Origin of the sequence: Symbiopectobacterium purcellii (genome assembly GCF_052050035.1) — a bacterium.
Lineage (GTDB): Bacteria > Pseudomonadota > Gammaproteobacteria > Enterobacterales > Enterobacteriaceae > Symbiopectobacterium > Symbiopectobacterium purcellii_A.
The window spans coordinates 4,541,810-4,566,422 of sequence record NZ_CP189882.1 but is presented as its reverse complement, the minus strand read 5'-3'; the positions used below and the strand labels follow the sequence as shown (position 1 = coordinate 4,566,422).

General features: G+C 52.3%; 19 protein-coding genes and 6 pseudogenes. 13 read left to right on the top strand and 12 right to left on the bottom strand.

Features of this window, described 5'->3' with window-relative positions; all coding sequences use genetic code 11:
* Positions 1-159: 159 nt before the first annotated feature.
* Genes hemA through kdsA form a run of 6 tightly spaced genes read left to right on the top strand, consistent with a single transcriptional unit; the run spans position 160 to position 5,488 of the window.
* On the top strand, positions 160-1,416 hold the full coding sequence (hemA, locus tag ACQGXV_RS31040; RefSeq protein ID WP_440864180.1) for a glutamyl-tRNA reductase: 1,257 nt from the start codon (positions 160-162) through the stop codon (positions 1,414-1,416).
* A 39-nt stretch (positions 1,417-1,455) separates the two neighbouring features.
* On the top strand, positions 1,456-2,538 hold the full coding sequence (gene prfA, locus ACQGXV_RS31035) for a peptide chain release factor 1 (protein WP_440864179.1): 1,083 nt from the start codon (positions 1,456-1,458) through the stop codon (positions 2,536-2,538).
* Positions 2,538-3,389: a peptide chain release factor N(5)-glutamine methyltransferase gene (gene prmC / locus ACQGXV_RS31030; protein WP_440864178.1), complete on the top strand. Its 852-nt coding sequence runs from the start codon at positions 2,538-2,540 to the stop codon at positions 3,387-3,389. The genes prfA and prmC overlap by 1 nt, the downstream gene beginning before the upstream one ends.
* Positions 3,389-3,781 carry a SirB2 family protein gene (locus tag ACQGXV_RS31025; RefSeq protein WP_440864177.1) on the top strand — a complete coding sequence of 131 codons (393 nt, stop codon included), beginning with the start codon at positions 3,389-3,391 and terminating at the stop codon, positions 3,779-3,781. Before prmC ends, ACQGXV_RS31025 begins: the two co-directional genes overlap by 1 nt.
* A 2-nt stretch (positions 3,782-3,783) precedes the next feature.
* Entirely contained in the window at positions 3,784-4,593 is an 810-nt protein-coding gene (sirB1, locus tag ACQGXV_RS31020; RefSeq protein WP_440864176.1) for an invasion regulator SirB1, read from the top strand.
* Positions 4,594-4,633: 40 nt separating this feature from the next.
* A complete protein-coding gene (kdsA, locus tag ACQGXV_RS31015; RefSeq protein WP_440864175.1) occupies positions 4,634-5,488 on the top strand; it encodes a 3-deoxy-8-phosphooctulonate synthase in 855 nt (284 codons plus the stop codon).
* A gap of 87 nt (positions 5,489-5,575) precedes the next feature.
* Here kdsA and ydgH read toward each other — a convergent pair whose 3' ends face one another.
* Positions 5,576-6,526 carry a DUF1471 family protein YdgH gene (gene ydgH, locus ACQGXV_RS31010; protein WP_440867743.1) on the bottom strand — a complete coding sequence of 317 codons (951 nt, stop codon included), beginning with the start codon at positions 6,524-6,526 and terminating at the stop codon, positions 5,576-5,578.
* Between the two features lie 525 nt (positions 6,527-7,051).
* Between ydgH and pntA the strand changes: the two genes are divergently transcribed.
* Both pntA and pntB read left to right on the top strand, forming a co-directional pair.
* Positions 7,052-8,581, top strand: coding sequence for a Re/Si-specific NAD(P)(+) transhydrogenase subunit alpha (pntA, locus tag ACQGXV_RS31005; RefSeq protein WP_440864174.1), 1,530 nt, complete (start codon positions 7,052-7,054; stop codon positions 8,579-8,581).
* A gap of 10 nt (positions 8,582-8,591) precedes the next feature.
* Positions 8,592-9,980, top strand: a complete 1,389-nt coding sequence (pntB, locus tag ACQGXV_RS31000) for a Re/Si-specific NAD(P)(+) transhydrogenase subunit beta (RefSeq protein ID WP_440864173.1) — start codon at positions 8,592-8,594, stop codon at positions 9,978-9,980.
* Positions 9,981-10,047: 67 nt separating this feature from the next.
* Here pntB and ACQGXV_RS30995 read toward each other — a convergent pair whose 3' ends face one another.
* The 4 genes and pseudogenes from ACQGXV_RS30995 to ACQGXV_RS30980 form a co-directional block, all read right to left on the bottom strand.
* On the bottom strand, positions 10,048-11,793 hold the full coding sequence (locus tag ACQGXV_RS30995) for a glycoside hydrolase family 3 N-terminal domain-containing protein (RefSeq protein ID WP_440864172.1): 1,746 nt from the start codon (positions 11,791-11,793) through the stop codon (positions 10,048-10,050).
* 223 nt (positions 11,794-12,016) lie between these two features.
* A complete protein-coding gene (gene uspE / locus ACQGXV_RS30990) occupies positions 12,017-12,976 on the bottom strand; it encodes a universal stress protein UspE (protein ID WP_440864171.1) in 960 nt (319 codons plus the stop codon).
* 120 nt (positions 12,977-13,096) lie between these two features.
* A pseudogene (locus tag ACQGXV_RS30985) lies at positions 13,097-13,818 on the bottom strand (FNR family transcription factor).
* A complete protein-coding gene (locus ACQGXV_RS30980; RefSeq protein ID WP_440867844.1) occupies positions 13,746-13,901 on the bottom strand; it encodes a hypothetical protein in 156 nt (51 codons plus the stop codon). The pseudogene ACQGXV_RS30985 and the gene ACQGXV_RS30980 overlap by 73 nt, the downstream one beginning before the upstream one ends.
* Before the next feature lie 539 nt (positions 13,902-14,440).
* Between ACQGXV_RS30980 and ACQGXV_RS30975 the strand changes: the two genes are divergently transcribed.
* Entirely contained in the window at positions 14,441-15,415 is a 975-nt protein-coding gene (locus ACQGXV_RS30975; RefSeq protein ID WP_440864170.1) for an IS30 family transposase, read from the top strand.
* A 4-nt stretch (positions 15,416-15,419) separates the two neighbouring features.
* Here the strand turns inward: ACQGXV_RS30975 and ACQGXV_RS30970 are convergent, their stop codons facing one another.
* Together ACQGXV_RS30970 and ACQGXV_RS30965 are read right to left on the bottom strand one after the other, a co-directional pair.
* Positions 15,420-15,914 carry an IS630 family transposase gene (locus tag ACQGXV_RS30970; RefSeq protein WP_440867740.1) on the bottom strand — a complete coding sequence of 165 codons (495 nt, stop codon included), beginning with the start codon at positions 15,912-15,914 and terminating at the stop codon, positions 15,420-15,422.
* Complete coding sequence (locus tag ACQGXV_RS30965) at positions 15,838-16,203, bottom strand: IS630 transposase-related protein (RefSeq protein ID WP_440862584.1); 366 nt, start codon at positions 16,201-16,203, stop codon at positions 15,838-15,840. Before ACQGXV_RS30965 ends, ACQGXV_RS30970 begins: the two co-directional genes overlap by 77 nt.
* 216 nt (positions 16,204-16,419) lie before the next feature.
* Between ACQGXV_RS30965 and ACQGXV_RS30960 the strand changes: the two genes are divergently transcribed.
* Together ACQGXV_RS30960 and ACQGXV_RS30955 are read left to right on the top strand one after the other, a co-directional pair.
* Complete coding sequence (locus tag ACQGXV_RS30960) at positions 16,420-17,013, top strand: HupE/UreJ family protein (RefSeq protein WP_440864169.1); 594 nt, start codon at positions 16,420-16,422, stop codon at positions 17,011-17,013.
* 121 nt (positions 17,014-17,134) lie between these two features.
* Entirely contained in the window at positions 17,135-18,226 is a 1,092-nt protein-coding gene (locus tag ACQGXV_RS30955; RefSeq protein WP_440864168.1) for a hypothetical protein, read from the top strand.
* A 48-nt stretch (positions 18,227-18,274) separates the two neighbouring features.
* Here the strand turns inward: ACQGXV_RS30955 and ACQGXV_RS30950 are convergent.
* The 3 genes and pseudogenes from ACQGXV_RS30950 to ACQGXV_RS30940 all read right to left on the bottom strand — a co-directional run.
* Positions 18,275-18,631: pseudogene (locus ACQGXV_RS30950) on the bottom strand (virulence factor SrfC family protein); the annotation flags it as partial.
* A pseudogene (locus ACQGXV_RS30945) lies at positions 18,604-19,680 on the bottom strand (SrfA family protein); the annotation flags it as partial. The pseudogenes ACQGXV_RS30945 and ACQGXV_RS30950, both read right to left, overlap by 28 nt.
* Positions 19,681-19,879: 199 nt before the next feature.
* The gene (locus ACQGXV_RS30940; RefSeq protein ID WP_440864167.1) at positions 19,880-20,968 is read right to left on the bottom strand and encodes an MBL fold metallo-hydrolase; all 1,089 of its coding nucleotides are present in this window, start codon (positions 20,966-20,968) and stop codon (positions 19,880-19,882) included.
* Between the two features lie 115 nt (positions 20,969-21,083).
* Here ACQGXV_RS30940 and ACQGXV_RS30935 point away from each other — a divergent pair, with 115 nt between their 5' ends.
* Positions 21,084-22,307 (top strand): MFS transporter, encoded by a 1,224-nt coding sequence (locus tag ACQGXV_RS30935; protein WP_440864166.1) that lies wholly within the window; start codon positions 21,084-21,086, stop codon positions 22,305-22,307.
* Between the two features lie 274 nt (positions 22,308-22,581).
* Here the strand turns inward: ACQGXV_RS30935 and ACQGXV_RS30930 are convergent.
* A pseudogene (locus tag ACQGXV_RS30930) lies at positions 22,582-23,112 on the bottom strand (IS3 family transposase); the annotation flags it as partial.
* A gap of 103 nt (positions 23,113-23,215) precedes the next feature.
* Positions 23,216-23,479, bottom strand: a pseudogene (locus ACQGXV_RS30925) (transposase); the annotation flags it as partial.
* A gap of 99 nt (positions 23,480-23,578) precedes the next feature.
* Here ACQGXV_RS30925 and ACQGXV_RS30920 point away from each other — a divergent pair.
* Positions 23,579-24,596: pseudogene (locus ACQGXV_RS30920) on the top strand (IS5 family transposase).
* Positions 24,597-24,613: the final 17 nt, after the last annotated feature.

The following is a 24,613-nucleotide window of genomic DNA, read 5'->3' as shown; positions in this document are numbered from 1 at the left end:
AGAGAAAAAGCAACGCGGCACGCAATACCAACTACATCAATAGAGGTACTTCGCGCCGCGTCGCTTTTCATGCTGCGCAGCATCAAGTAGAATGCCCCTACTCGAAGACCATACTAATGTCGGCATTACTCTTGACGGCGTTTATTCAAGAATGACCCAATGACCCTGCTTGCGCTTGGCATCAACCACAAAACCGCTCCAGTATCACTGAGGGAACGTATCGCGTTCTCCCCTGATGCGCTGTGCTATGCTTTGCACAGCCTGCTTGCGCAGCCGCTGGTGCAGGGCGGGGTTGTGCTGTCTACCTGCAATCGTACTGAGCTGTATCTCAGTGTCGATGAGAGGGAGAACCAGCGCGAGCAGGTGGTTGACTGGCTGTGCCAGTTCCACCACCTGCACCCTGATGAACTGAAAAACAGCCTCTACTGGCATCAGGATAACGCGGCGGTTAATCACCTGATGCGTGTTGCCAGCGGATTGGATTCGTTGGTGCTGGGCGAGCCGCAAATTCTTGGTCAGGTTAAAAAAGCCTTTGCCGAATCCCAACGCGCTCACTCGATCTCCAGTGAGTTGGAACGCTTGTTCCAGCGCTCGTTCTCAGTGGCAAAACGGGTGCGCACGGAGACGGATATCGGTGCCAGCGCGGTGTCGGTGGCGTTTGCTGCCTGTGCGTTGGCGCGGCAGATTTTTGAATCACTGGTGGGGGTTACCGTGCTGCTGGTCGGTGCGGGAGAAACCATCGAACTGGTGGCACGTCATCTACGTGAACATCAGGTGAAACGCATGGTGATTGCCAATCGCACCCGCGAACGTGCGCAAGTCCTTGCCACAGAGGTGGGTGCTGAAGTGATCACGCTGGGCGAACTGGACGATTATCTGGCACAGGCTGATATCGTGATCAGTTCCACCGCGAGTACGTTGCCGATTATTGGAAAAGGCATGATGGAACGGACGCTGAAAGTGCGACGCAACCAGCCCATGCTAATGGTGGACATCGCCGTGCCGCGCGATATCGAACCGGAAGTGGGTAAGTTACCCAACGTCTATCTGTACAGCGTAGACGATTTGCATGCCATCATTCAGCACAACATGGCGCAGCGCCAGGCTGCGGCGGTGCAGGCTGAATCCATCGTACAGCAAGAATCTGCCGATTTTATGGCCTGGATGCGTGCGCAATCTGCGGTAGAAACCATCCAAGAATACCGTTCACAGGCAGACGCGATTCGCGCGGAGATGACGGCGAAAGCGCTTACGGCCATTCAGCAAGGCAATGACGTCGAAGCGGTGCTGGACGCGTTAACCTCGCGTCTTACTAACCGCCTTATTCATGCGCCTACCACCGCGTTGCAGCAGGCTGCCCGCGATGGCGACCTAAACCGATTACACATTTTACGCGACAGCCTTGCGCTGGACTAGCCCCCCTCCATTCTTAGTTGACAGGAATTAACCGCACGCATGAAGCCTTCTATTGTTGCCAAACTGGAAGCGTTACAAGAACGTCACGAGGAAGTACAAGCCCTGCTGGGTGAGCCGAGCGTTATCTCTGATATGGAGCGTTTTCGGGCCTTATCTCGCGAATATGCTCAGTTGGCGGACATCACGCGCTGTTTTCAACGCTGGCAGCAGGTGCAAGAAGACAGCGAAACCGCAGAAATCATGCTGGACGATGCGGAAATGCGCGATATGGCGCAAGAAGAATTAAAACAGTTGAAGATTGATGGTGAAGCGCTGGAACAGCAGCTTCAGGTGCTGTTATTGCCCAAAGATCCGGATGATGAACGCGGTTGCTTCCTTGAAGTGCGTGCAGGGACCGGCGGTGATGAAGCGGCGCTGTTTGCCGGCGATCTGTTTCGCATGTACAGCCGTTATGCCGAATCGCGCCGCTGGCGGGTGGAAATCATGAGCGCCAGCGACGGTGAGCACGGCGGCTATAAAGAAGTGATCGCCAAAGTGAGTGGCGATGGTGTCTATGGCCAGTTGAAATTTGAGTCGGGCGGCCACCGCGTGCAGCGCGTGCCTGCCACAGAATCGCAGGGGCGTATTCATACTTCAGCCTGTACGGTTGCAGTGATGCCCGAGGTGCCCGAAGCGGAAACCCCTGATATCAATCCGGCCGATTTGCGTATTGATACCTTCCGCTCCTCCGGTGCCGGTGGCCAGCACGTTAACACCACCGACTCAGCCATTCGTATCACCCACTTACCGACCGGGATTGTGGTCGAATGTCAGGATGAGCGTTCCCAGCACAAAAACAAGGCGAAGGCCATGTCGGTGCTGGTAGCTCGTATACGCGCGGCAGAAATGCAAAAACGTCAATTGGAAGAAGCGTCGACACGCCGTAACCTGTTGGGCAGCGGCGACCGTTCCGATCGTATTCGTACGTATAACTTCCCGCAGGGGCGCGTGACCGATCACCGCATTAACCTGACGCTTTACCGACTGGATGAAGCGATGGAAGGCAAGATGGATATGCTGATCCAGCCCGTGGTGCAAGAGTATCAGGCCGATCAGTTGGCTGCGCTGTCAGAGCAGGAATAATGGATTACCGCACCTGGGTGGCGACGGCGTTACAGCAACTGGTACACAGTGAAAGCCCGAAGCGTGACGCTGAAATTCTGCTGGAACACGTCACGGGTAAAGGGCGCACGTTTTTGCTGGCGTTTGTCGAAACTCGGCTTGATGACGCACAGCTTCAACGCCTGTCGGCGCTGCTGGCAAGTCGCATCAACGGTGAGCCAGTGGCGTATTTGACGGGAGAACGTGAGTTTTGGTCTCTGCCACTGGCTGTTTCATCGGCAACGCTTATTCCTCGTCCCGACACTGAGTGTCTGGTGGAACAGGCGTTGCAGTGCATGGCACAGTTCACTGCACCGGCGGTGCTGGATTTGGGCACAGGCACAGGAGCGATTGCGCTGGCTTTGGCGAGCGAACGCCCGGACTGTAGGGTGACCGGGGTTGACGTTCAGCCGGATGCCGTGGCATTGGCACAACGCAATGCGACAACGTTGCAATTGTCTAATGTGCAATTTCTGCATGGCAGTTGGTTTGAGCCCGTGGCACACGCGAGCTTTTGTCTGATTGTGAGCAACCCGCCTTATATCGACGCCGAAGATACCCATTTGCGTGAAGGGGATGTGCGCTTTGAACCTCTTAGCGCGCTGGTAGCTGCCGAAGGTGGGTTAGCTGATTTACGTTGGATTATTCAACATGCTCCGCAATATTTGAAAAATACGGGCTGGCTGCTATTAGAACACGGTTGGCAGCAAGGCGAAGCGGTGCGACAGTTGTTGTCACAGCGCGGTTTTGAACAGGTTGCCACCTGTCGCGATTATGGCGGCAATGAGCGCGTGACGCTGGGGCAGTGGCCAGCGGCAGAGGAAGAAGCATAATGTCGTACCACTCCATTGTTCTCACGCTGCACGTGCTGGCCGCTGTGGTCACGCTCTGCCTGTTTGTGACGCGTTTTTATTGGCTGTGCCGCCACTCTCCCGCGTTGCAACAGCGCTGGGTCAAAGTAGCACCGCACATTAACGATACGCTACTGTTAGCCAGCGGTATTGCCCTGATCGTTATCAATCGCTTTTATCCTTTCTCTGCGCAAGAAAGCTGGCTGACGGCGAAGCTGTTTGGCGTTATCATTTACATTTTACTGGGACACATTGCGATGGGTCGACGCCAGCGTAGCCTGAGTCTGCGCTGGGTGGCGTTTATCCTTGCCTTGATGTGTTTCTTTCTGATTGCACAGGCAGCAATCACTAAACTCGCATTTCTGATGGAATAACTATGAGTTCTATTGCGGATTTTGAATTCAATCAGTCGCCGTTAAGTGAAGGTGTTATTTTAGTTTCACAGAGAGTGCGAAGTGACTTCTCCGACCTGAATGTACGCAAGAAACTGCAACAGTTGGTCGATGAAGCGCGTAAAGCCATTCCCCGCGATCTGGACCAGGATCAACAATTAGAGATGTTGTTGACGTTGTTCTACGGCACTTGGGGATTTGGCGGTGCCGGTGGGGTTTACCGTTTATCCGATGCGCTGTGGTTAGATAAGGTACTGGAATCCCGTCAGGGGATGCCGGTATCGCTGGGGATTGTGTTTCTGCATATTGCTCACGCCTTGGATCTCCCCATGATGCCTGTGATTTTTCCGACACAGTTGATCCTGCGCGCCGACTGGATGGATAACGAAATGTGGCTCATCAATCCGCTGAATGGCGACACCCTGAGTGAGCATGTGCTGGATGTGTGGCTTAAAGGTAACATTGGCCCGTCTACGCAACTGATGGATGAGGATCTGGACGAAGCGGAAAACGTGCTGATTGTGCGCAAATTGCTTGATACGTTAAAAGTGGCGCTGATGGAAGAGAAGCAGATGGAGCTTGCGCTGCGGGCAAGCGAGGCTGTGTTGCAATTTGACCCAGAAGATCCCTATGAAATTCGCGATCGCGGCTTGATCTATGCGCAATTAGACTGTGACCATATCGCCGTGTCTGATTTAAGCTACTTCGTGGAGCAATGCCCTGAAGATCCGGTCAGCGAAATGATCAAAGTGCAAATTCATTCGATAGAGCAAAAACATATTGTATTGCACTAAAGCATTTTTTTAATGTTAATCACTCCGATAAGGTAACAGCATGAAGAACAAAGTGGTCAAGGTTGGTGATATTCCTGTTGCCAACGACGCGCCTTTTGTCCTGTTTGGCGGTATGAATGTGCTTGAATCGCGCGATCTCGCCATGCGTATTTGCGAACATTACGTCACTGTCACGCAAAAACTGGGCATTCCCTACGTGTTCAAGGCCTCATTCGACAAGGCTAACCGCTCCTCCATTCACTCTTATCGTGGACCGGGTCTGGAAGAGGGCATGAAAATCTTCCAGGAACTGAAACAGACCTTCGGTGTGAAGGTGATAACCGATGTGCACGAAGCACAGCAGGCGCAGGCTGTCGCCGACGTGGTGGATGTGATCCAGCTACCTGCATTTTTGGCCCGTCAAACCGATCTGGTAGAGGCTATGGCGAAAACCGGCGCGGTGATCAACGTGAAAAAACCGCAGTTTATCAGCCCGGGACAAATCGGCAATATCGTTGACAAGTTCAAGGAAGGTGGCAACGAGCAGGTTATTTTGTGCGATCGTGGCAGCAATTTTGGTTATGACAACCTGGTTGTGGATATGTTGGGTTTCAATGTCATGAAGCAGGTGTCTGGTGGCTGCCCGGTGATTTTTGACGTGACTCACGCCTTGCAGTGTCGCGATCCGTTCGGTGCTGCCTCCGGCGGTCGTCGTGGTCAGGTTACTGAGTTGGCTCGTGCTGGTATGGCGGTCGGGCTGGCTGGGTTGTTTATTGAAGCGCATCCGGACCCAGCTAACGCGAAATGCGATGGCCCGTCTGCATTGCCGTTGAATAAACTGGAGCCCTTATTGCAGCAAATGAAAGCAATTGATGACCTGGTCAAACAGTTCCCTGAACTGGATACCAACAACTGATTGTCCGCTGTTCGTTATCCCCATTAAACACAGATTCCCGCCTTGGCGGGAATCTGTCACTTCAGCAAAAAAAATTCCAGCACGCTGTTATTTATACAGATCTGCGCTGATGGTCATATTGCTGCGTTTATTAAACCACTGCTTGGTAATGTGGTAGTACTTGGCACCTTTGTCGGCGGCACGTTTTGCCACGGCTTCTGATACATCAGTCGTTCCGTTGAAGTTGCCACGGAAGGTTATCGAGTCGAAGGGGGTCATCTGCGCAGCGGTGGCCTTGTTCAATTCCTGAATACTTTTGCCATCTGCCAAATTCACCGTATAGCGTCCACCTTTAGATGCCTGCGTTTCGTAGAAATTACCCACGTTACGGCTCGGGCTGCCAGACATGGCAACACCGGAGATTTCCACTTTCGCCGCCGCTTCACCACCCGCGGCGAGCGCAGCGCGACCTGCATCAGAATCGGCGGGGATAACATCAGTGCTCTGCACGACGCGCTTGGGCGCATCGGCCTGATAGACGTAAGCGGTGATCTTCTGGTTAGTGCCAGTGCTGTTGATATCGACCTGGCGCACGATAAAGAAGGATGCTGCATTCTTCTCTTTCGCGGCTTTGGCAATGGCGGCATTGATGTCAGGCTGGGTAGAGAAATACCCACTGACTGATACGGTATCAAACGGCTCAAGATGGTAAGCATCATGTTGTGGCAGTTCACGAATGCCATCGAAAGTGCGCTGCGCCGGGGTGGCATCCGCTTTCGGTGCCTCTTTATGGTACAGGTCGACATAAACCGTTTGACTGTTGCCTCGGTTTTGTTCGTTGATCGCCTGAATGTAAAACGCATCAGCACCGGCTTTGTCAGCACGTTTTGACGCTTCAGCCACCGCGTCAAAAATGGCGTCAAAACGGCCATTAAACGAAATTCGATCGAACGGTTTTACCGCAGCAGCCTGCTCGGGTGTCAATTCTTGTGCCGCATGGGCAGAAAAAGCCGCGAGAGAGAGGAGGATAGACGCGATAACGCGGGTCTTCAGCTTCATAAAAAATCCTTTCGCCTGACGCATGGAAGGTTGCGACATAAAACGTCATCACCTGATGACACAACGTGGTGCCGATTATGGCACGTAATCAGCGCGTTCGCCTCAGCATTTTGTCTGGCGGCGGCGTATCGTCAGGGGGAAAGCATTCGTGGCACAAAAAAGGGAATAATACCCATTAATGATAATTTGCGTGCGATAAGTGAGATTTATAAGGATTGTCGCTAATAACAACCTTGTAACAAGCAAGTTTTGTGAATTACCGCTAAATACGTTTTGGAAGATAATGATAAGAATAGGGGAGATAGCGGCGGCTTTTCTCCTAAATTCGAGCCATTCGCCGAAGTTTGCTAAGCATTTGCAGGAAAGTGATTTTATATATGGATCATCGATCACATTTTCAGTAGGTTATATGTAATTGCCTTGTGATTGTTGATAACAGAACGTTGCGCAAGCATTGCCGGGCAATCGAGTTATCAGGTGGGGTGACAATAAAAACTTCGTATAAATAAGCGATAGGGAATCAGTATGCGTATTGGTATACCAAAAGAACGGTTGGCCAATGAAGCGCGTGTCGCAGCAACGCCGAAAACGGTGGAACAGTTGCTGAAACTCGGCTTCGAGGTCTCAGTAGAACGTGACGCGGGCAAATTGGCCAGTTTCGACGATGCCGCTTATGCCGCTGCGGGCGCAGCGATTGCGGAACCGGCGGATGTCTGGCAATCCGATATCATTTTCAAAGTTAACGCGCCGTCAGAGGATGAAACGGCGTTGTTACGTGCAGGCAGCACGCTGGTAAGCTTTATTTGGCCTGCGCAGAATCCGGCATTGCTGGAAAAACTGGCAGAGCGTCAGGTAACCGTGATGGCCATGGATTCCGTGCCGCGTATTTCTCGCGCTCAATCATTGGATGCCTTGAGCTCCATGGCCAATATCGCCGGTTACCGTGCCATTGTGGAAGCCGCCCATGAGTTTGGCCGCTTCTTCACCGGTCAGATTACCGCGGCGGGTAAAGTACCGCCTGCCAAAGTGATGGTGATCGGTGCGGGCGTTGCCGGGCTGGCTGCTGTCGGTGCGGCAGGTAGCCTGGGTGCGATCGTGCGTGCGTTCGACACCCGCCCGGAGGTCAAGGAGCAGGTGCAGAGTATGGGCGCCGAATTCCTTGAACTTGATTTTGAAGAAGATGCGGGCAGCGGCGACGGCTATGCCAAAGTGATGTCAGAAGCCTTTATCAAAGCGGAAATGGAACTGTTCGCTGCGCAGGCGAAAGATGTCGATATTATCGTGACCACAGCCTTGATCCCCGGCAAACCGGCACCGAGCCTTATCACCAAAGAGATGGTGCTGAGCATGAAACCGGGCAGCGTGATTGTCGATCTGGCGGCACAAACCGGTGGTAACTGCGAACTCACCGTGGCCGATCGAGTGACCGTCACTGAAAACGGCGTGAAAATTATCGGTTACACCGATTTGCCGAGCCGTTTACCGACACAGTCCTCACAGTTGTATGCCACTAACCTGGTTAACTTGCTGAAACTGTTGTGCAAAGAGAAAGACGGCATCATCACCGTTGATTTTGATGACGTGGTGATCCGCGGTGTTACCGTGGTGAAAGAAGGAGACGTCACCTGGCCGGCACCGCCGATTCAGGTTTCTGCCCAACCGCAACAGGCCAAGGCGGCCGCTGCTGCGCCAAAAGTGGAGGCAGCACCGGCTTCACCGTGGAAAAAATACGCCTTTATGGCACTGGCTATTTTGTTGTTCGGCTGGCTGGCCAATGTGGCTCCGAAAGAGTTTTTATCGCATTTCACCGTGTTTGCGCTGTCGTGCGTGGTGGGCTACTACGTGGTGTGGAACGTCAGGCATGCGTTGCATACGCCGCTGATGTCCGTTACCAATGCGATTTCGGGCATTATTGTGTTGGGGGCGCTGTTGCAGATCGGTCATGGCGGATGGGTGTCATTCTTCTCCTTCATTGCCGTACTGATCGCCAGCATCAATATATTCGGTGGTTTCACCGTCACCCAGCGCATGCTGAAAATGTTCCGTAAAAACTAAGGGGTAACACATGTCTGGAGGATTGGTTACAGCTGCATACATTGTTGCCGCTATTTTGTTTATTTTCAGTCTGGCAGGGCTGTCGAAACATGAAACTTCACGCCAGGGCAATATATTTGGCGTTACCGGGATGGCGATTGCGCTGATTGCCACCATTCTCGGGCCGAATGCCGGAAACGTGGGCTGGATTATCGCTGCGATGGCGATTGGTGGCGCAGTCGGTATCTACCTGGCGCGTAAAGTCGAAATGACGGAAATGCCGGAGCTGGTCGCTATTCTGCACAGCTTTGTCGGCATGGCCGCAGTACTGGTTGGGTTTAACAGTTTCCTGGATCACGGTGAAATCACCGATCCGGTGATGGTGAATATCCATCTGACGGAAGTGTTCCTTGGCATCTTTATCGGTGCGGTCACCTTTACGGGTTCCGTGGTAGCCTTCGGTAAACTGCGCGGCATTATTTCATCCAAGCCGCTGATGTTACCGCATCGCCATAAGATGAACCTGGCCGCGCTGGTCGTGTCGTTCCTGCTGCTGCTGTGGTTTGTCAATACGGGCAGTGTGGCCGGACAGAGCATTGAGCTGCTGCTCATGACCGCCATTGCACTTGTGTTCGGTTGGCACTTGGTGGCATCCATCGGTGGGGCTGACATGCCTGTTGTGGTATCGATGCTGAACTCCTATTCCGGTTGGGCAGCGGCGGCGGCGGGTTTTATGCTCAGCAACGACCTGCTGATTGTTACCGGTGCGTTGGTCGGTTCTTCGGGGGCGATCCTCTCTTACATCATGTGTAAGGCGATGAACCGCTCGTTCTTTAGCGTCATTGCTGGCGGATTCGGCACCGACGGCTCTTCTACCGGTGCCAGTGAAGAAGTGGGCGAATACCGCGAAGCGTCGGCGGAAGACGTCGCGGAACTGCTGAAAAACTCTAGTTCGGTGATCATTACGCCGGGATACGGTATGGCGGTGGCTCAGGCGCAATATCCGGTGCATGACATCACGGCTAAACTGCGCGCGCGTGGCATCAAAGTGCGTTTCGCTATCCACCCGGTCGCCGGGCGTTTGCCGGGCCATATGAACGTGCTGCTGGCGGAAGCCAAAGTACCTTACGATGTGGTGCTGGAAATGGACGAGATCAATGACGATTTCGCCGATACCGATACCGTGCTGGTCATTGGTGCTAACGATACGGTGAACCCGGCGGCACAGGAAGATCCGGGTAGCCCGATTGCAGGAATGCCTGTGTTGGAAGTGTGGAAAGCGCAGAACGTTATTGTATTTAAACGTTCCATTAACACCGGCTATGCCGGGGTGCAGAACCCGCTGTTCTTCAAAGAAAACACACAAATGCTGTTTGGCGATGCCAAAGAAAGCGTGGAAGCGATCCTGAAAGCGTTGTAACAGTTTTATGACCTGAGCGTATATTGCGAAGGGCAGGAGATATCCTGCCCTTTTTATTGGTTGTCCGTTACCAGCTTAAACCAAAACCGCGCGGAAAGGCGACCGTGCCCGTATTGGTTTGCGCGTCATAGTCTTTCCACACCATCACCGGCAGCTTGCCCTGCGGCGAGGCGTTTCCTGTCAGCACTTTTGCCAGCGCTATCATAGATTTTCCACGCCACACACCGTTGTCACAGCCATAATAGGCGTAGCTGGCAACGGAGGCCTCAACGTCATTGGCATAAAGGGCGATGTCATAAGGCGCACGAAGTGACAAATGTACCCGTGTTTTGGCGAGCGACCCCGCATAACGCAACCAGCCCAGGTAACGCGCGGTATCGTTTTGCTGCGCGTTTTCGGCTGTTGCAATACCGTCTTTTTCTACTGGGGTAAAACGGGTCGAGAGGGTTCCAAGCAGAAACACATCACAGTGTGCTATCCGCTGGCGAATTTCTTTGTCGGTTAACTGCGATTCCTTGGCGACATCAACGTGAGCGTAGCCGTATTGATCCATCATTATTTTGATGCCGTCTGCCTGCTCCATCCAGGGGGTCAGGATAAAGTAGCGTAAGTTTTTTTCCAGCAACGGTAGCGTGGCACGGTGATTAACCACGGCGGTGATCGAACGATCGGCAATCAGCGCTTCGGTATCGTCGTTGGGCGGAGTGACTGCGGGAGCACTGGTGTTGCCCAGCAGGTGGTAGTGCTGTTTCAGCGTGAGGATACGCGCTACGGATGCGTTGATTTCCGCCTCACTGTAGTCACCCTGTTTCACTTTCTCAACAATGCGGTTAATCAAGGCCGATAGTGCTGCGCCCTGTTCGGGCGTGGTTATGCTGACCGGCATTAGCGCGATATCTACCCCAGCCCTAAACACCGCATCCAGTGCGTCTTGTTGCGTGAAGTGGTCGGCAATTGCACCCATGTCTAACGCATCGGTGATAGTGACGCCCTGATAATGCAACTGCTGGCGCAGCAGGTTGCTCTGTATTTCTCGCGACATGGTTGCTGGCACAATGATGCTTTCGCCGTTGCAGGTCGTGATATGACTGTTATCCAGCGCGGGGTACTGAATATGCGCAGTCATGATCATATCGGGTGCAGGCCCGTGTTCAATGGCTTGCGCAAAGGGGGCGATATCGATGGCGAAAGCATCATGGCGCGAGCGATTAACCCGTGGCAGAGAGGTATGGGAATCGGTGGAAGTATCTCCGTGCCCGGGAAAATGTTTATAGGCCGTCATTACACCTTGTTGCTGCATGCCTGCCGAGACTTTTTCAGCCAGTGTCGTGACGGTCGCGACGTCATCGCTAAAACTGCGCACATTAATCACCGGGTTGAGCGGGTTGCTGTTAACGTCAACCACCGGGGCAAAGTTGGTATTGATGTTCAACGTCCTCAGATCGTGCCCCATATGCACGCCCTGCGCGTAGGCCAGTTGGCTATCTCCGCCGCCGGTAACGGCCGCTGCCAGCGCCATGTTGCCTGAAAACGGGGCATACTGATCGCGCGGCAAGCGAAATACATTTCCGCCTTCATTGTCAGTGCCAATAAACAGCCGAACGCCAGAAAGGGTTTCCAACGAGGCGTACCAGGAGGTGAGTGTCTTAATTTGCGCTTTGTTTTTCAAATTGTTGGCAAAAAGAATCACGCCACCGATGTGGTTGACGCGTAGCAGGTTTGCGATGACCCCGTTGGGTTCGATCATGTCCTGCTGCTGCCAGAGGCGAAAATCCAGCATGATTTTTTGCCCTATTTTTTCTTCCAGCGTCATGGCATGTAGGATTTGCTGAACGTCCATGGTCGGTCTCCTGTATCAATAGCGTGTTAAATCGTCCTCTCTAAGACAAGCATAAACGAGAAAATGCGCTAAACCGTTTGGCAACATAAACGAGATTGCGCCACAACGTGCCAGATGACGGTTGCGAGCGCATAAAAAAACGAAATCGGCCGTCAGGTCGATTTCGTCCAGAGAAACAGATTATAACCTTGAAGCGCTAGGCTTTGGTATCTTCACCTTCGTCATCGAGGGTGACAGGGGAAATAAAATCATTGGGTTTGATAGCGAGCAGGTCACATTTAAGGTGATCGATAACGTGTTCAACGGTGTTGCCGATAAAGGCCGCTGACAGACCGGTGCGTCCCAGCGAGCCCAGCACCACCACGCCCGCCTGCAAGTGTTCCGCCAGGTCGGGGATAACTTCTTCCGGTAACCCTTTTTCGACATGCGTCAGGCGTTCATCCAGCGAAAATTTCTGGCGTAAGGATTTCATGGCAATCAAATGCTGGCCACGAATAGCGTCATTGTAAACACCGGGATCGAAATCCGGCAGCTCAATGGCAATATTGATAGGGGTAATCGGATAGGCGCCGACAAGATGGACTTCGGTTTGGTCAACCAGCTTGGCAAGCGCAATCGTTTCAGACACCAGCTTGATGTTGAGCGGATCGTGATAAGGATCTTCACTGGCAATGTTAACGGCGACCAGCGCACGGCCATTATCCGGCCAGGGTTGGTCTTTCACCATCCACATCGGGCAGGGGCATTTACGCAACAATTGCCAATCCAGCGGGGTAAAAATTACTGCCTCCAGCCTGTCGTGCTGGTGAGCCATTTTCAACACCAAATCGTGCTGATGAGTGATCACTTCCTGAATAATGGCGACATAGGGTTTATTGTGCCATACCACTTTGATATCGATGGGGATACCGGCTTCAATGTAGTAGGCGCACTGTTCTGCAATCCACGCTTTCCGCTGTTCAATGACACCCTGGCGCATTTCCGTGCGTTCGTCTGGCGAGAGCAAGGTGGTCATTTCGTAAGAGAAATCATAAATCGGCAGGAATGCCTTGATACGACCGCCTAACCGCTGAACCAGGTATGCCGCGCGTCGCAGCGCAGGTTGGTCATCCTGATTCGGGTCAATAGCTACCAGTAAGTTCTGATATGTTGCCATAGGTCCTCCTAACAGCTGTCACCTTACAGCCGGTAATTAAGAGTACCTCATGAGAATTGCTTTTAACAACTGGTGATGAGCGCCGGATCAATAAAATAAAAACAATGACCCGGCAATAGGTTAGGCTTTAACGCGTGCGGTTCCGGCCAGTTCTGACAGGGCATCGATATTCTTGATGGTGATGTATTTTCCTTTTACTGCCAGAATGCCGCCTTTCTGGAAGCGACCGAGCAAACCGCTGATGGTTTCCACTGTAAGCCCTAAGTAGTTACCGATATCACCGCGAGTCATGGTCAGTCGGAACTCGCGTGGAGAGAAACCACGCTGGGCGAAACGGCGCGACAGGTTGTAGATAAATGCAGCCAGACGTTCTTCGGCGTTCTTTTTCGACAGTAGCAGTATCATGTCTTGATCGCTACGAATCTCACCGCTCATCAGGCGCATCATCTGCTGGCGCAGATTCGGCATTTTGCCAGACAGGTCGTCCAGCGTCTCGAAGGGGATTTCACACACCATAGAGGTTTCCAACGCCTGCGCAAAGCTGGGATGCTGGGCATTGCCAATGGCATCGAAACCCACCAGATCGCCTGCCAAATGGAAACCGGTAATTTGTTCGTCACCCTGTTCGTGATGGTGTAACTTTTAATGGTCCCGGAACGGATCGCGTACAGTGATTTCAGTTCATCACCGGCTTTAAACAGTGCTTGTCCCTTTTGGATCGGTTTTTTCCTTTCAATGACATTATCGAGCTGATCAAGCTTGTGCTCATTTAATGTAAAAGGAATGCACAACTGGCTGATGCTGCAATCCTGGCAATGGATTGCACAACCACCAGACTGAATGCGCCGAATAATTCGCTTTTCCGGGATCCACGCAGCACCAGTTTTTTGCCGTGCAGACGCAAAATGCGGTGCAGCACTTTCATGCTCTGTTTCCACTGCTCGGGATGAAACGTTGGGGTTTGCAGACTGAGAATCAGTCCGCTGATGTCCGGCAGCGCCCCCCCATGTCAGGGTAGTTGTCGCCTCTGAGTGAAAAAAATCTAGGGGGCTGGAGAAGCTGTTCATGGGAAGCTATTCGCCAGAACGTAAAGCGGCTGTGATCGCCAGAATGTTGCCGCCGCATAGTCAGTCTATTTACCAGATATCCCGCCTGGAAGGCATTCCCGCCAATACGCTTTATGGCTGGCGGTCTCATGCTGGAATTCCGACTCAGTCGGCAGCCAGTGAGAGTAAACTCCACCTGGAGTGGTCTCAGGATGCGCGCTTCGCCGTTATAGCCAAGCGACTTAATTTTGATTACACCATATGGACTGAGAACAAACTCTCTGTATCGCAACCCATCTCTCTTTTTTTGCTTTTTGCTTGTGCCCATTGCCCCATTCCCACTCGAAACGCAACAAAGTGACCCACTGGCCAGAGTCGGATAAAATCACCGTTCTGGCCCTACTGGAGATCCCGTTGCATGCAGGGAAAACATCTGACTCACAAAGAACGGTTCTACATCGAAAAGCGGCGTGGTGATGGGGTTAACCAGGCCACCATCGCCCGGGAACTGGAGCTTCCTCGTTCTACCATCAGCAGGGAACTCAGACGCAATACCGACGCCGCTTTCAACGGGGTCTATTCCTGCAGAAGGGCCGAAACGTTGGCCAGAGGGCGGCGGCAGAAAACACGGCCGGACAGCGTGATTAACCAGCTTGAACCGCACATTCAGGACGTTATCAGAACGGCGCTGTCTACCCACACCTCACCTGAGGTCATCAGTGGGCGCCTGGTCCTGGAATTTGGCCTGTCCGTCAGCAAGAACTCGCTCTATCGCTATATCCTGCAGGAGCGCCGGGCCGGCGGTGAGCTGTATCAGCAGCTCCCTCATCGGGGTAAACGGTATAACTATCAGACCGATGAGAACAAACGCGGTCCTATTCCCAACCGTGTTGGCATTGAGCAGCGGCCGGCCGTTGCTGACCTCAAGCAGGAACCCGGGCATTTCGAGATTGACACCATCTTTGGCAAAGATCAGAAATCATTCCTGCTGACGGTGGTCGATAAAGCCGTCAAGCTGGTCATCATTCGCAAACTGCCCAACAAGCGAGCAGAGACAGTGGTAGCGGCCTTCAGGGACATCGTTGCCAATACCTTTTGCGAGTTTAAAACCCTGACTGCTGACAACGGTTCTGAATTTTCCCAGCACGGGGAAATTACAAAAGTCACGGGGGCACCGGTCTACTTTGCCCGGCCATATCATTCCTGGGAACGCGGGTTGAATGAGCATACCAACGGGCTGATACGGCGTTTTTACCCGAAGGGAACGGACTTCAATTATGTCACCCATCGCAAGGTTGCAGCACTCGAACACCTGCTCAATACGCGAGGCCGAAAATCGCTGGGTTATCGTTCTCCAAATGAGGTATTTTTAACGCACTTACAGGCGGCATAATGCCCTACCGTTTTGTTGCGTTTCGACTGGGAATGGGGCATTTATGCTCAATTGGGTTAAGATCTGGCGAATATGTAGGCAAATACTCCACCATATACCCTGCATCGATGATGACTTGTTGAATATTATGTTTTTTGTGAAAAGTGGCATTGTCCATCATGATTACACTGTTTTTAGGGAGTACTGGGATAAGGACTTGTGTGACCCAGGCATAGAAAACATCGCTGTTAATATTGATATCAAATAATCCGATAGCAAACAGCGTTGTGCCTAATAAAGCGCCGATAACATTTGTTCTTCCCCTAGCTCCCCAGTTCTTCAGGCCAAAACACCGTTGACCTTTTGGGGAATAGCCGTGAGTCCGTGGGGCATCGTGTGAAAAACCACTTTCATCAATAAAAACAATAGGTTTACCTTCTTTTTCATACTGTTGTTTTTTTTGTTGAAATCCCTGCCGGGCGTTTTCGTCGGCTTTCGGATGACGTAGAGTTTTTTTTATAGGTCAATCCCAGCTTTTTAAGCGCTTGCCAAATGGCCTTCTGACAAACGCCAAAACGCTCTGCACGTTCTTTTTGGTAAGCATCTGGATATTGTTCAACATCTTTTATCAACTCGGATTTATCGATCTTTCGCTGACGCGTGGTCGATGCTTTTGACTCTATTTGATTAATCCAACGCGATACAGAGGCAGGGCCAATCCGAAATTGCTTCGCTGTTTCTCGGATACTCAACCCTTCGTTTTTCCGTGTAGATATCACTTTACGTCTAAAATCAATTGAATAGCTCATTTAAATAATGTAATCAAAATTAAGTCGTTTAGCTATATTCGATATTTAACGCTGTTAGCCTCGTATAAACTTATTTTTATCTCCATATTTGTTTTAATGGTGGTGTTAAAAACCATAGTTCATACAAAATTAATTTAAATCATAATGCGGTGTCGCTGCATTGGGTAAAACGGTTGCGTTGCTATCTGTCTTCCCAACCTGTTAATGGAATCGAAAATGAATAACCCAATGAAGGTACTGTTTACTGCTGCACTATTTGCCTTGCCCGTTGCTGCCTTTGCCCATATCGGTGCCGATGAGGGGGCGCACCACGTAACGGGCTTTATGCAGGGATTTATCCATCCGCTTACCGGCCTAGATCACCTGTTTGCCATGACGCTGGTCGGCGTGTGGAGTGCCATGAATACCCAAAAATGGTGGTTGGCACCTCTCTCGTTTGCCAGCCTGTTGCTGGTAGGCGCACTGATTGGCATGACAGGGCTGGTTGTGCCAGCGACTGAACATATTGTTGCGGCTTCGCTGTTGGTTCTGGGGCTGATGGTGGCTATGCAACTGAAGCTGTCAGCTTCCACTGGCGCAGTGCTGGTCGGCGCTTTTGCCCTGTTTCATGGTCTGGCGCACGGCGCTGAGTTGTCTCACTCCTTTGTCGCCCTGTCAGGGATGGTGGTCGCGACTGCGCTGCTACACATCGGCGGGCTGGCGTTGGGCTATGCCATGCTGGCTGCGAAACGCAGCGTGTGGTGGCCGCGCGTTATCGGTGCAAGCTCTGCGCTGCTTGGCGTAGGGTTGTTGAGTTGCTTCTTTGCCTGAGCATTTTCTTGATGATGACACCGGTTCCCACCGCCTGATGCGGTGGGATATCGGATTTTACAACGCAGGCTGACCCGGCAACTGTTATCGTGTAATCCACTGAATTCCACGGAGTATCGCCATGTTGCCAGCAGTGACTTCCGAATCTATCGCTCTGTTACCCCTCTATTCCCGCGATCGGCAGCAAACTGCCTTGACGCCCACCTCAGTCATTAATCAAACCCACCTACGTCCACATGGACAATTGATGTATCGTTTTCAGGACCAGCTCTTCTGGTGTGAGCATGATGATGTCTCCTCGCTGAACAGTCGGGTGAGTTACCTCAACGCGGTGGTTAACCATATCCGGCAGACGATGCCCAACCGGGATCAGCCGTTGACGCTGATTTCACTTGGTGCTGGTGGGTTGTTGATGGAATCCTTTATTCATAAGCAGTTGCAAGGCCATGGATATCAGGACATAAATTGGCGGGTTATCGATATTGAATACGGGCCTGATGGGGTTCACCGTTGCCTTTCCTACCGCGACAGTCTGGATGACTTTGCCGGGTTAACGGCGGGAAAACTGGCTGTTTACAGTTCGGAACAACACTATTTCACTACCGGTACGGGCGGAAATGGCGCAACTAACGACAGAGACCGTTGGGCTACCGTACTACTGATCATTGATCCGCCGACGTCATCGTCACAGGCTTTAGGCAGGGCGTGCATCGATCCGCAAAGTATGTCGGTCAAGGGCCGCCCCGTTGAGGATATCGCCGCCGCCAATTGCCTCTATTTGATCGCCTGCGATCCTGAATATAAAGAGCTGGTGGACCATGCGATGGCGATGCTGGCACGTGGCGATCGCATCGCGACGCTGTGCAGCATCTTGAAATGCCACGTCAATAAATTCGGGCGCTGTGAGGTGTTGTCGACGCAGGCACCAAGAAGTTTGATGATGAAAGAGGCATGTATTCCGCTTCTGGAACAGGCAAAAACCATACAGGCGTCGACGTCGGCTCCCGAAATGACGATATCGGATATCAAGCGCGCTGTTGAGCGCTACGTTACAGCGATGGCAGATGAAAACAATCTTTACTACTCCGTATGTTGCGTGTCTGATTATGACGTTAGTCTGGCACGACTGCGTGATTACATCATCGATAGCCCGCATTCATCATCACTCGCCACACTCGAGATAAATGCGACCTGTATTGAAAACTATTCGTAAGCGGCGATATGGGGAGGTTTGCCCCTGCATTGAGCAGGGGCGAATCACTTATTTTGTGCCGGAGGCGGTCTGTTTGAAAATTTGTAGAATGGCACCCAACTGTTTGCGCTGTTCGGTATCCAGTTCGCGACCTGCAGAATGCCCGGCATTATGCAGGATCAGCGTATTGAGCACAATCAGCCAATCGTACACGTAAAACGCCGTATTGTTGGTAGGGGGGAGCGACAGCTTGGTCAATCTTTTGGCGCTGCCCCAACTGACGGCCTGTTTTTCCGGCTTAGCAAAGATTTTACGGCCACGGTTGATGCGGCTTTCCGGCCGCTGTTCCTCGGGTATTTTCTGGAAACCCAACCAGGCGATATAATCGCCGAGCACCGTCAGGGCACGAGAAACCTGACTGTCAATCTCATTGTCCGTGTAGGCGCTGGGGTGATCGGCATCACCAGCGCATTTTTATCTACCGGTTTGGCTTCTTCCGGTTTGACTTCTGCAACCACCGTTTCAACCGGTGGCGTGCTGGGCGTCGGGGCCGGTTTCTGAGCCACCACCGGCGCAGTTTCAGGATGCGCAACCACGGGCGCTTTTACTGCCTCGGGCGGTGTTTCAGCAGCAACCGGAGGTGGCGCTATCGGTGTGGCATTTTGTGCAACGGTCTCGGCTTCTTTGGCTTTTTCCGTAGCAGGCAGCACGCGTTTTTCCGGCGTATGTGCGACCACCGGTTCTGCCGTTATCGGCTGGCTCGGCGCGCCCGCGCGGAACTGCCACACTAACGCACCAGCGAGTGCTACGCCCGGTGCAGCCCACCACCAGCGGCGTAAGGCGGATTTCCCTTGAGATGCGGACGGCACAGGAGGAATAGCGACCTTGGGGGCGTCGTCGGGTTCGTTGTCTGGCTCAACCGGTAACGACGCCGTTTCCGCATAGACGGCGGCAGCGTTGGGTTGCGCAATAGGCGGTGCAATCGGATCGACCAGTGGTTGTGACGTGATGACCGGCAAGGCTTCGCGCAGGCACTCTAAGGCGTCGGTTCGCGGTTTTTGGTCAATATTAATAAAACCCCAAAAGGTGATGATGGGGAGGCCACCGACCAGATAAACGTAATTTGCCGCGGGGAATTGGAACGCTTTGGCGAGCAGGGCGCCAAATCGTTGCTGTGCCGCATTGTCTGATGCTAACGCGCGCTCACTCAGCGCCGCAACGGTGGTCAGGCAGGTTTGCAACTGCTCCAGCGAGGCCTCCCGTTCTGTTTCGCCCGCGGCCATCCATGAGGGCACTTTTCCTTCGCTGGGGGCGTACCAATCAAGACGGTCGCCCGTTTCATTAGGCTGCGGAATGGCCAGGCAGTCAGCGATCGTTTGTTGTCGCCGTAAACGTAGAGTTTCTCGCAACTGAAGTGCCGATGCATACACCGGTTGCCCATTTTCGCCCAGCGCAAAAAAATCGGCCAAACTTCCGCTGCGTAGTAATTATTTTGCCAAGAAAAAGACCTTATTAAATGGAAGGTTAAAATCTGAAATCAAATCAGTTTACTATAAAATTTACTTTAAACCGGAAATGGCAATGTCAAACGGATAAAGAAACGACAAAACCACTAAATATTTGACCTATAAACGCCGTTTCTTGGGTTTAGCGTCGTGTATGGGCCGTTTTTTTCTATGGGCTATCGTTTTCCGAGTAGGCCGTGTCTTGTGATGCGGGTGGGAAGGGAACCGAGGTCTTTTCGGGCACAAAGGGCATCCACCATAACGGTGGGGTGGATAATGAATGGCTGTCCACCACTTCTCCCAGACGTGGGCAGAGCACCTGAATGCCTTTCTGAGCGGCCAACGCGCAGCTGCGCTGTACCGGTTCTGTCCAGTGATGCAGTGACAGCGTAAACATGCCCCAGTGAATAGGAACAAAGGTACGCGGTGCCAGATCGCATACTGCTTGCAGGGTTTGTTCCGGTGTCATGTGTGAATCGGGCCAGCGTCGGTTGTATTGACCATTCTCGACAAACGCAAGATCGATAGGGCCAAAGCGTTCTTTGATGGCCGTAAAGTGGTCATCGTAGGCGGAGTCCCCGCTGTAATACAGCGTTTCATGCGGACTCTGTAGCACCCAGGAGCACCAGAGCGTACGGTTATGATCGAAGGGGGTGCGACCGGAGGCATGACGCGCTGGCGCCGCAGTTAATTTCAGCGTCTTCCACACACATTCCTCATACCAAGCCCGTTCGGTAATGCGTTCAGCGGCGATCCCCCATTTTTGCAGGGTTTTTCCCATGCCGAGCGGGGTAACAAAATGACTTTTCTTATCGCGGAAGAAATCGATGGTCACGCGGTCCAGATAATCGTAATGGTTATGTGAAAGCACGATCACATCGATGGCGGGTAAGGCTTCCATCGGGACCACCGACGGTTGAAAGCGTTTGATACGAAAAGGAAAGGGGGCTGCGGATGCAGAAAATACCGTGTCGATCAGTACGGTGACGCCATCCATGTTCAGTAACAGACTGGAGTGACCAAACCAGATGATGCGGGTTTTAGTGTCAGGTTTGAGAAACTCCCGCCAATTCGGCGTGACTTCAGGCAAACGCTGTTCCGGCATACGGGATCGTGCAGTAAACAACAGGCGCCTGAGTACCGAAAGCCGTTCACGCCAGCCCATGTGCAGGTATACGCTGGGTCGCACTTCGTGAAAGCGCTGGTCAGCCGCAGAATAGTGATGAGGCGTGGTGTTCGATATCGCCTTTTCGGTCATGGTATCACTCCGCCCTAAGGTGAAATTGTGCTGTCTGAGTAAAAAAGCTGCATGACAGTGTCATGCGTGTTTAGTATGATAAACAAACCGTGATTGACGATGACATAATAATATCATGATTTTATCTCAGGTAAGACAGGGTGCGTTATGCAGTAATAAGTTATTGCTCATTTGTGGCACCGGCTGGTTGTTTGATGCCATGGATGTCGGGCTATTGTCTTTTGTTCTGGCGGCGCTGAAGCTGGAGTGGGGGCTTTCTGCCGCGCAGTTAGGGCTAATCGGCAGCGTTAACTCCATTGGCATGGTGGTTGGTGCATTTGTTTTCGGCCTTTATGCCGATCGTAAAGGGCGTAAATGTGCCTTTATGATCACGTTGCTGATGTTCAGCATTGCCAGCGGATTAAGCGCCTTTGCCTGGGGATTCGGCAGTTTGCTGGTGTTGCGCTTCTTTATCGGCATGGGATTAGGCGGCGAATTGCCGGTGGCCTCTACTCTGGTCAGTGAAAGTGTGCCCCCAGAAGTACGAGGACGCGTCGTGGTGCTGCTCGAAAGCTTTTGGGCTGTAGGCTGGCTGCTGGCCGCATTAATCGCCTACTTCCTTATTCCCTTGCCTAGCGTTGGCTGGCGCGGTGCCATGATCCTGTGTGCGTTGCCCGCTTTCTATGCGCTCTACTTGCGCTTTCGTTTGCCGGATTCGCCGCACTATCTGCAACTGAGCCAGAAAGAGAAAAAAAGCGCTTTTCGCCATAAGATTGCTGCACTCTGGGCACCGGAGTTGCGGCGTGCCAGCGTAATGTTGTGGATTGTCTGGTTTTGCGTGGTGTTCTCCTATTACGGCATGTTCTTGTGGTTGCCGAGCGTGATGATGCTCAAAGGGTTTGATATGGTGAAAAGTTTCGGCTACGTGCTGGTGATGACGCTGGCGCAGTTACCCGGCTATTTTACCGTTGCCTGGCTGATTGAACGCGCAGGGCGAAAGGCTGTGCTGGTGGTCTATTTGTTGGGAACGCTGATCAGCGCCTATTTTTTTGGTGTTGCCACCAGTGCCTCACAACTGCTGCTTTCCGGCTCGCTGCTATCGTTTTTCAACCTTGGGGCTTGGGGGGCGCTGTATGCCTATACGCCAGAGCAATACGCGACTTCCATTCGCGCTACCGGTGCAGGGATGGCTGCGGCCGTAGGGCGCATCGGTGGGATTTTTGGCCCACTGTTGGTTGGCGCTTTGGTCGCAAGCGGCGTGCCCATCAGTGGTATTTTTGCCTTGTTTAGTCTGGCAATACTGCTTGCTGTCTTGGCTATTATGCTGTTGGGACAGGAAACGCGGCAGCGTGCACTGTAGCGCCCAGCATCGAATGAAAAACGGGAGCCGGGTGGCTCCCATTTTTTATGCCTGCTTTATAGAAACGTTTACCGCAATAGCCCAATTCCCACTCGAAACGCAACAAAACGGTAGAGGCTTATGCCACCAGTAAGTGCGTTAAAAATACCTCATTGGGGGAACGATAGCCCAGCGATTTTCTGCCCCTTGTATTGAGTATGTGTTCGAGTTCGGCAATCTTACGATGACTGACCTGACTGAAGTCTGATCTGGCCCAGACTTGATGGACACGCCCTTAAGAGAGGACTTGTCGTTCAAATACCATCGGGCTGACATAGCCCAGCGTGCTATGCCGCCGTTTCTGATTGTAATCCACCTCAATGTAGTTAAACACCTCAGATTTCATGGTTTCCCGGTCAGGAAAGTGTTCGCCGTGGATCAGCTCCACCTTCAGGCTGTGAAAAAAACTTTCAGCACACGCGTTATCATAACAGTTGCCTTTCCCACTCATGCTACATGTTAATTTACTGATTTTAATTAACTTCTGATAATCATCAGAACAGTACTGACTGCCACGATCCGAGTGGACGATGACGCCCTCTGGGGAACCCCGTCGGCTCAGGGCCATCTGCAGGGCATCGCAGACCAGGCCCGACTTCATCCTTACCGATATTGACCATCCCACAACGGCTCGTGAAAATAAATCAATTATTACAGCCAGATAAACCCAGCCCGCTTCCGTCCATAAGTAAGTGATGTCACCGACCCATTTCTGGTTCGGGGCTGATGCTGTGAAATCCTGCTGTAGCAGATTCGGCGCCACCGGACGATTATAGCCAAGCGACATTATTTTGATAACAGCCAGCTATGCTTCTTTGCCGCATATCAGGGCATAGGATGTAATCATTTTTAAGTCGGTTGGCTATACTGTTGCGGTCGCGCGGAATATCGAGCTCGATCTCCCCATTTTGGCTACGTACGCTCTTGGATGTCTTGCCATTGCGGGAGTTGCCTGAATGATTACCTGCCGGGTCATGCTTAGCATACCCAAGGTGCATCTCCATCTCAGCTTGAAGAACCCGTTCCGCCAGTCTTTTAGTCAGCACCTTGAGTAGGCCTGATTCACCCAGCAGATCCTGAGGGGAGTGACAATCTTGAAGCAGTTGGTCAATAAGTTCGTTGCTGATAGGCATTTTGTTATCCTTTGAAGGTTTTCGGCTTTGTTGAATAAATCGAACTTTCAGGGGATCGCCGGATCAAAGCACTATCATCGCTCCCGATAGCAGCTCCCCATGGCAAAGCAAAAGTTTAAAATCACCAACTGGCCCACCTACAACAAAGCACTCAGACAACGCGGCTCCCTGACGGTCTGGCTTGATGAGTCGGCCATCGCTGCATGGACTGACAGTTCTTCGCCTGAAGGTCGTGGTCGGCCGCTTTACTACACCGATATAGCCAACCGACTTAAAAATGATTACATCCTATGCCCTGATATGCGGCAAAGAATCATAGCTGGCTGTTATCAAAATAATGTCGTTTGGCTATATGGCTGTTACCACGGTTTTGATGATAAAGCGCGTGTTTAACCTGTCGCTCCGGGCATTACAGGGCTTTGTCGACTCGGTTTTTACACTGATGAGCCTGCCACTGCGCTGCCCGGACTACTCTCTGGTCAGTCGGCGGGCAAAAACCGTCAGTATCAGCATAAAAACGCCAACGCGTGGTGAAATCTCGCATCTGGTCATCGACAGTACCGGTCTGAAGGTCTTTGGCGAAGGTGAATGGAAAGTCAGGCAGCATTGGGCTGACAGACGAAGAGTGTGGCGCAAGCTTCATCTGGCAGCAGACAGTGCGACGCATGAGATTATCTGTGCCGACTTATCGCTCAGCGGAACGACAGATGCGCAGGCACTGCCGGGCCTGATTAACCAAACCCACCGAAAAATCAGGGAAGTGTCAGCAGACGGTGCTTATGACGCCCGTTACTGCCACGATGCGTTGCTAAGAAAGAAAATCAGGCCCCTTATCCCGCCGCGAAGCGGAGCCAAATACTGGCCGGACAAGTACCATGAACGTAACCATGCGGTGGCGAATCAGCGTCTGAGCGGGAGTAATGATATGTGGAAAAAGAAAGTGGGTTATCACCGGCGTTCAGTGGCAGAAACAGCGATGTTCCGCATAAAAACTTTGCTGGGTGGCCATCTGAGCCTGCGTGACTATGAGGCTCAAGTAGGTGAAGCCATAGCGATGGTCAAAGCGCTGAACCGTATGACGTTGTTGGGTATGCCACACAGCGTCAGGATAGGATAACAGGTGTAGCAGAGGGA

Coding starts and splice junctions, on each gene's coding strand:
- ACQGXV_RS30955 (WP_440864168.1), top strand. CDS start 17,135: ATGTTGCCAGCAGTGACTTCCGAATCTATCGCTCTGTTACCCCTCTAT.
- ACQGXV_RS30935 (WP_440864166.1), top strand. CDS start 21,084: ATGATTTTATCTCAGGTAAGACAGGGTGCGTTATGCAGTAATAAGTTA.
- prfA (WP_440864179.1), top strand. CDS start 1,456: ATGAAGCCTTCTATTGTTGCCAAACTGGAAGCGTTACAAGAACGTCAC.
- ydgH (WP_440867743.1), bottom strand. CDS start 6,526: ATGAAGCTGAAGACCCGCGTTATCGCGTCTATCCTCCTCTCTCTCGCG.
- uspE (WP_440864171.1), bottom strand. CDS start 12,976: ATGGCAACATATCAGAACTTACTGGTAGCTATTGACCCGAATCAGGAT.
- ACQGXV_RS31025 (WP_440864177.1), top strand. CDS start 3,389: ATGTCGTACCACTCCATTGTTCTCACGCTGCACGTGCTGGCCGCTGTG.
- prmC (WP_440864178.1), top strand. CDS start 2,538: ATGGATTACCGCACCTGGGTGGCGACGGCGTTACAGCAACTGGTACAC.
- sirB1 (WP_440864176.1), top strand. CDS start 3,784: ATGAGTTCTATTGCGGATTTTGAATTCAATCAGTCGCCGTTAAGTGAA.
- ACQGXV_RS30940 (WP_440864167.1), bottom strand. CDS start 20,968: ATGACCGAAAAGGCGATATCGAACACCACGCCTCATCACTATTCTGCG.
- ACQGXV_RS30980 (WP_440867844.1), bottom strand. CDS start 13,901: ATGAAAGTGCTGCACCGCATTTTGCGTCTGCACGGCAAAAAACTGGTG.
- ACQGXV_RS30995 (WP_440864172.1), bottom strand. CDS start 11,793: ATGACGCTGGAAGAAAAAATAGGGCAAAAAATCATGCTGGATTTTCGC.
- kdsA (WP_440864175.1), top strand. CDS start 4,634: ATGAAGAACAAAGTGGTCAAGGTTGGTGATATTCCTGTTGCCAACGAC.
- pntB (WP_440864173.1), top strand. CDS start 8,592: ATGTCTGGAGGATTGGTTACAGCTGCATACATTGTTGCCGCTATTTTG.
- ACQGXV_RS30965 (WP_440862584.1), bottom strand. CDS start 16,203: ATGAGCTATTCAATTGATTTTAGACGTAAAGTGATATCTACACGGAAA.
- ACQGXV_RS30975 (WP_440864170.1), top strand. CDS start 14,441: ATGCAGGGAAAACATCTGACTCACAAAGAACGGTTCTACATCGAAAAG.
- pntA (WP_440864174.1), top strand. CDS start 7,052: ATGCGTATTGGTATACCAAAAGAACGGTTGGCCAATGAAGCGCGTGTC.
- hemA (WP_440864180.1), top strand. CDS start 160: ATGACCCTGCTTGCGCTTGGCATCAACCACAAAACCGCTCCAGTATCA.
- ACQGXV_RS30960 (WP_440864169.1), top strand. CDS start 16,420: ATGAATAACCCAATGAAGGTACTGTTTACTGCTGCACTATTTGCCTTG.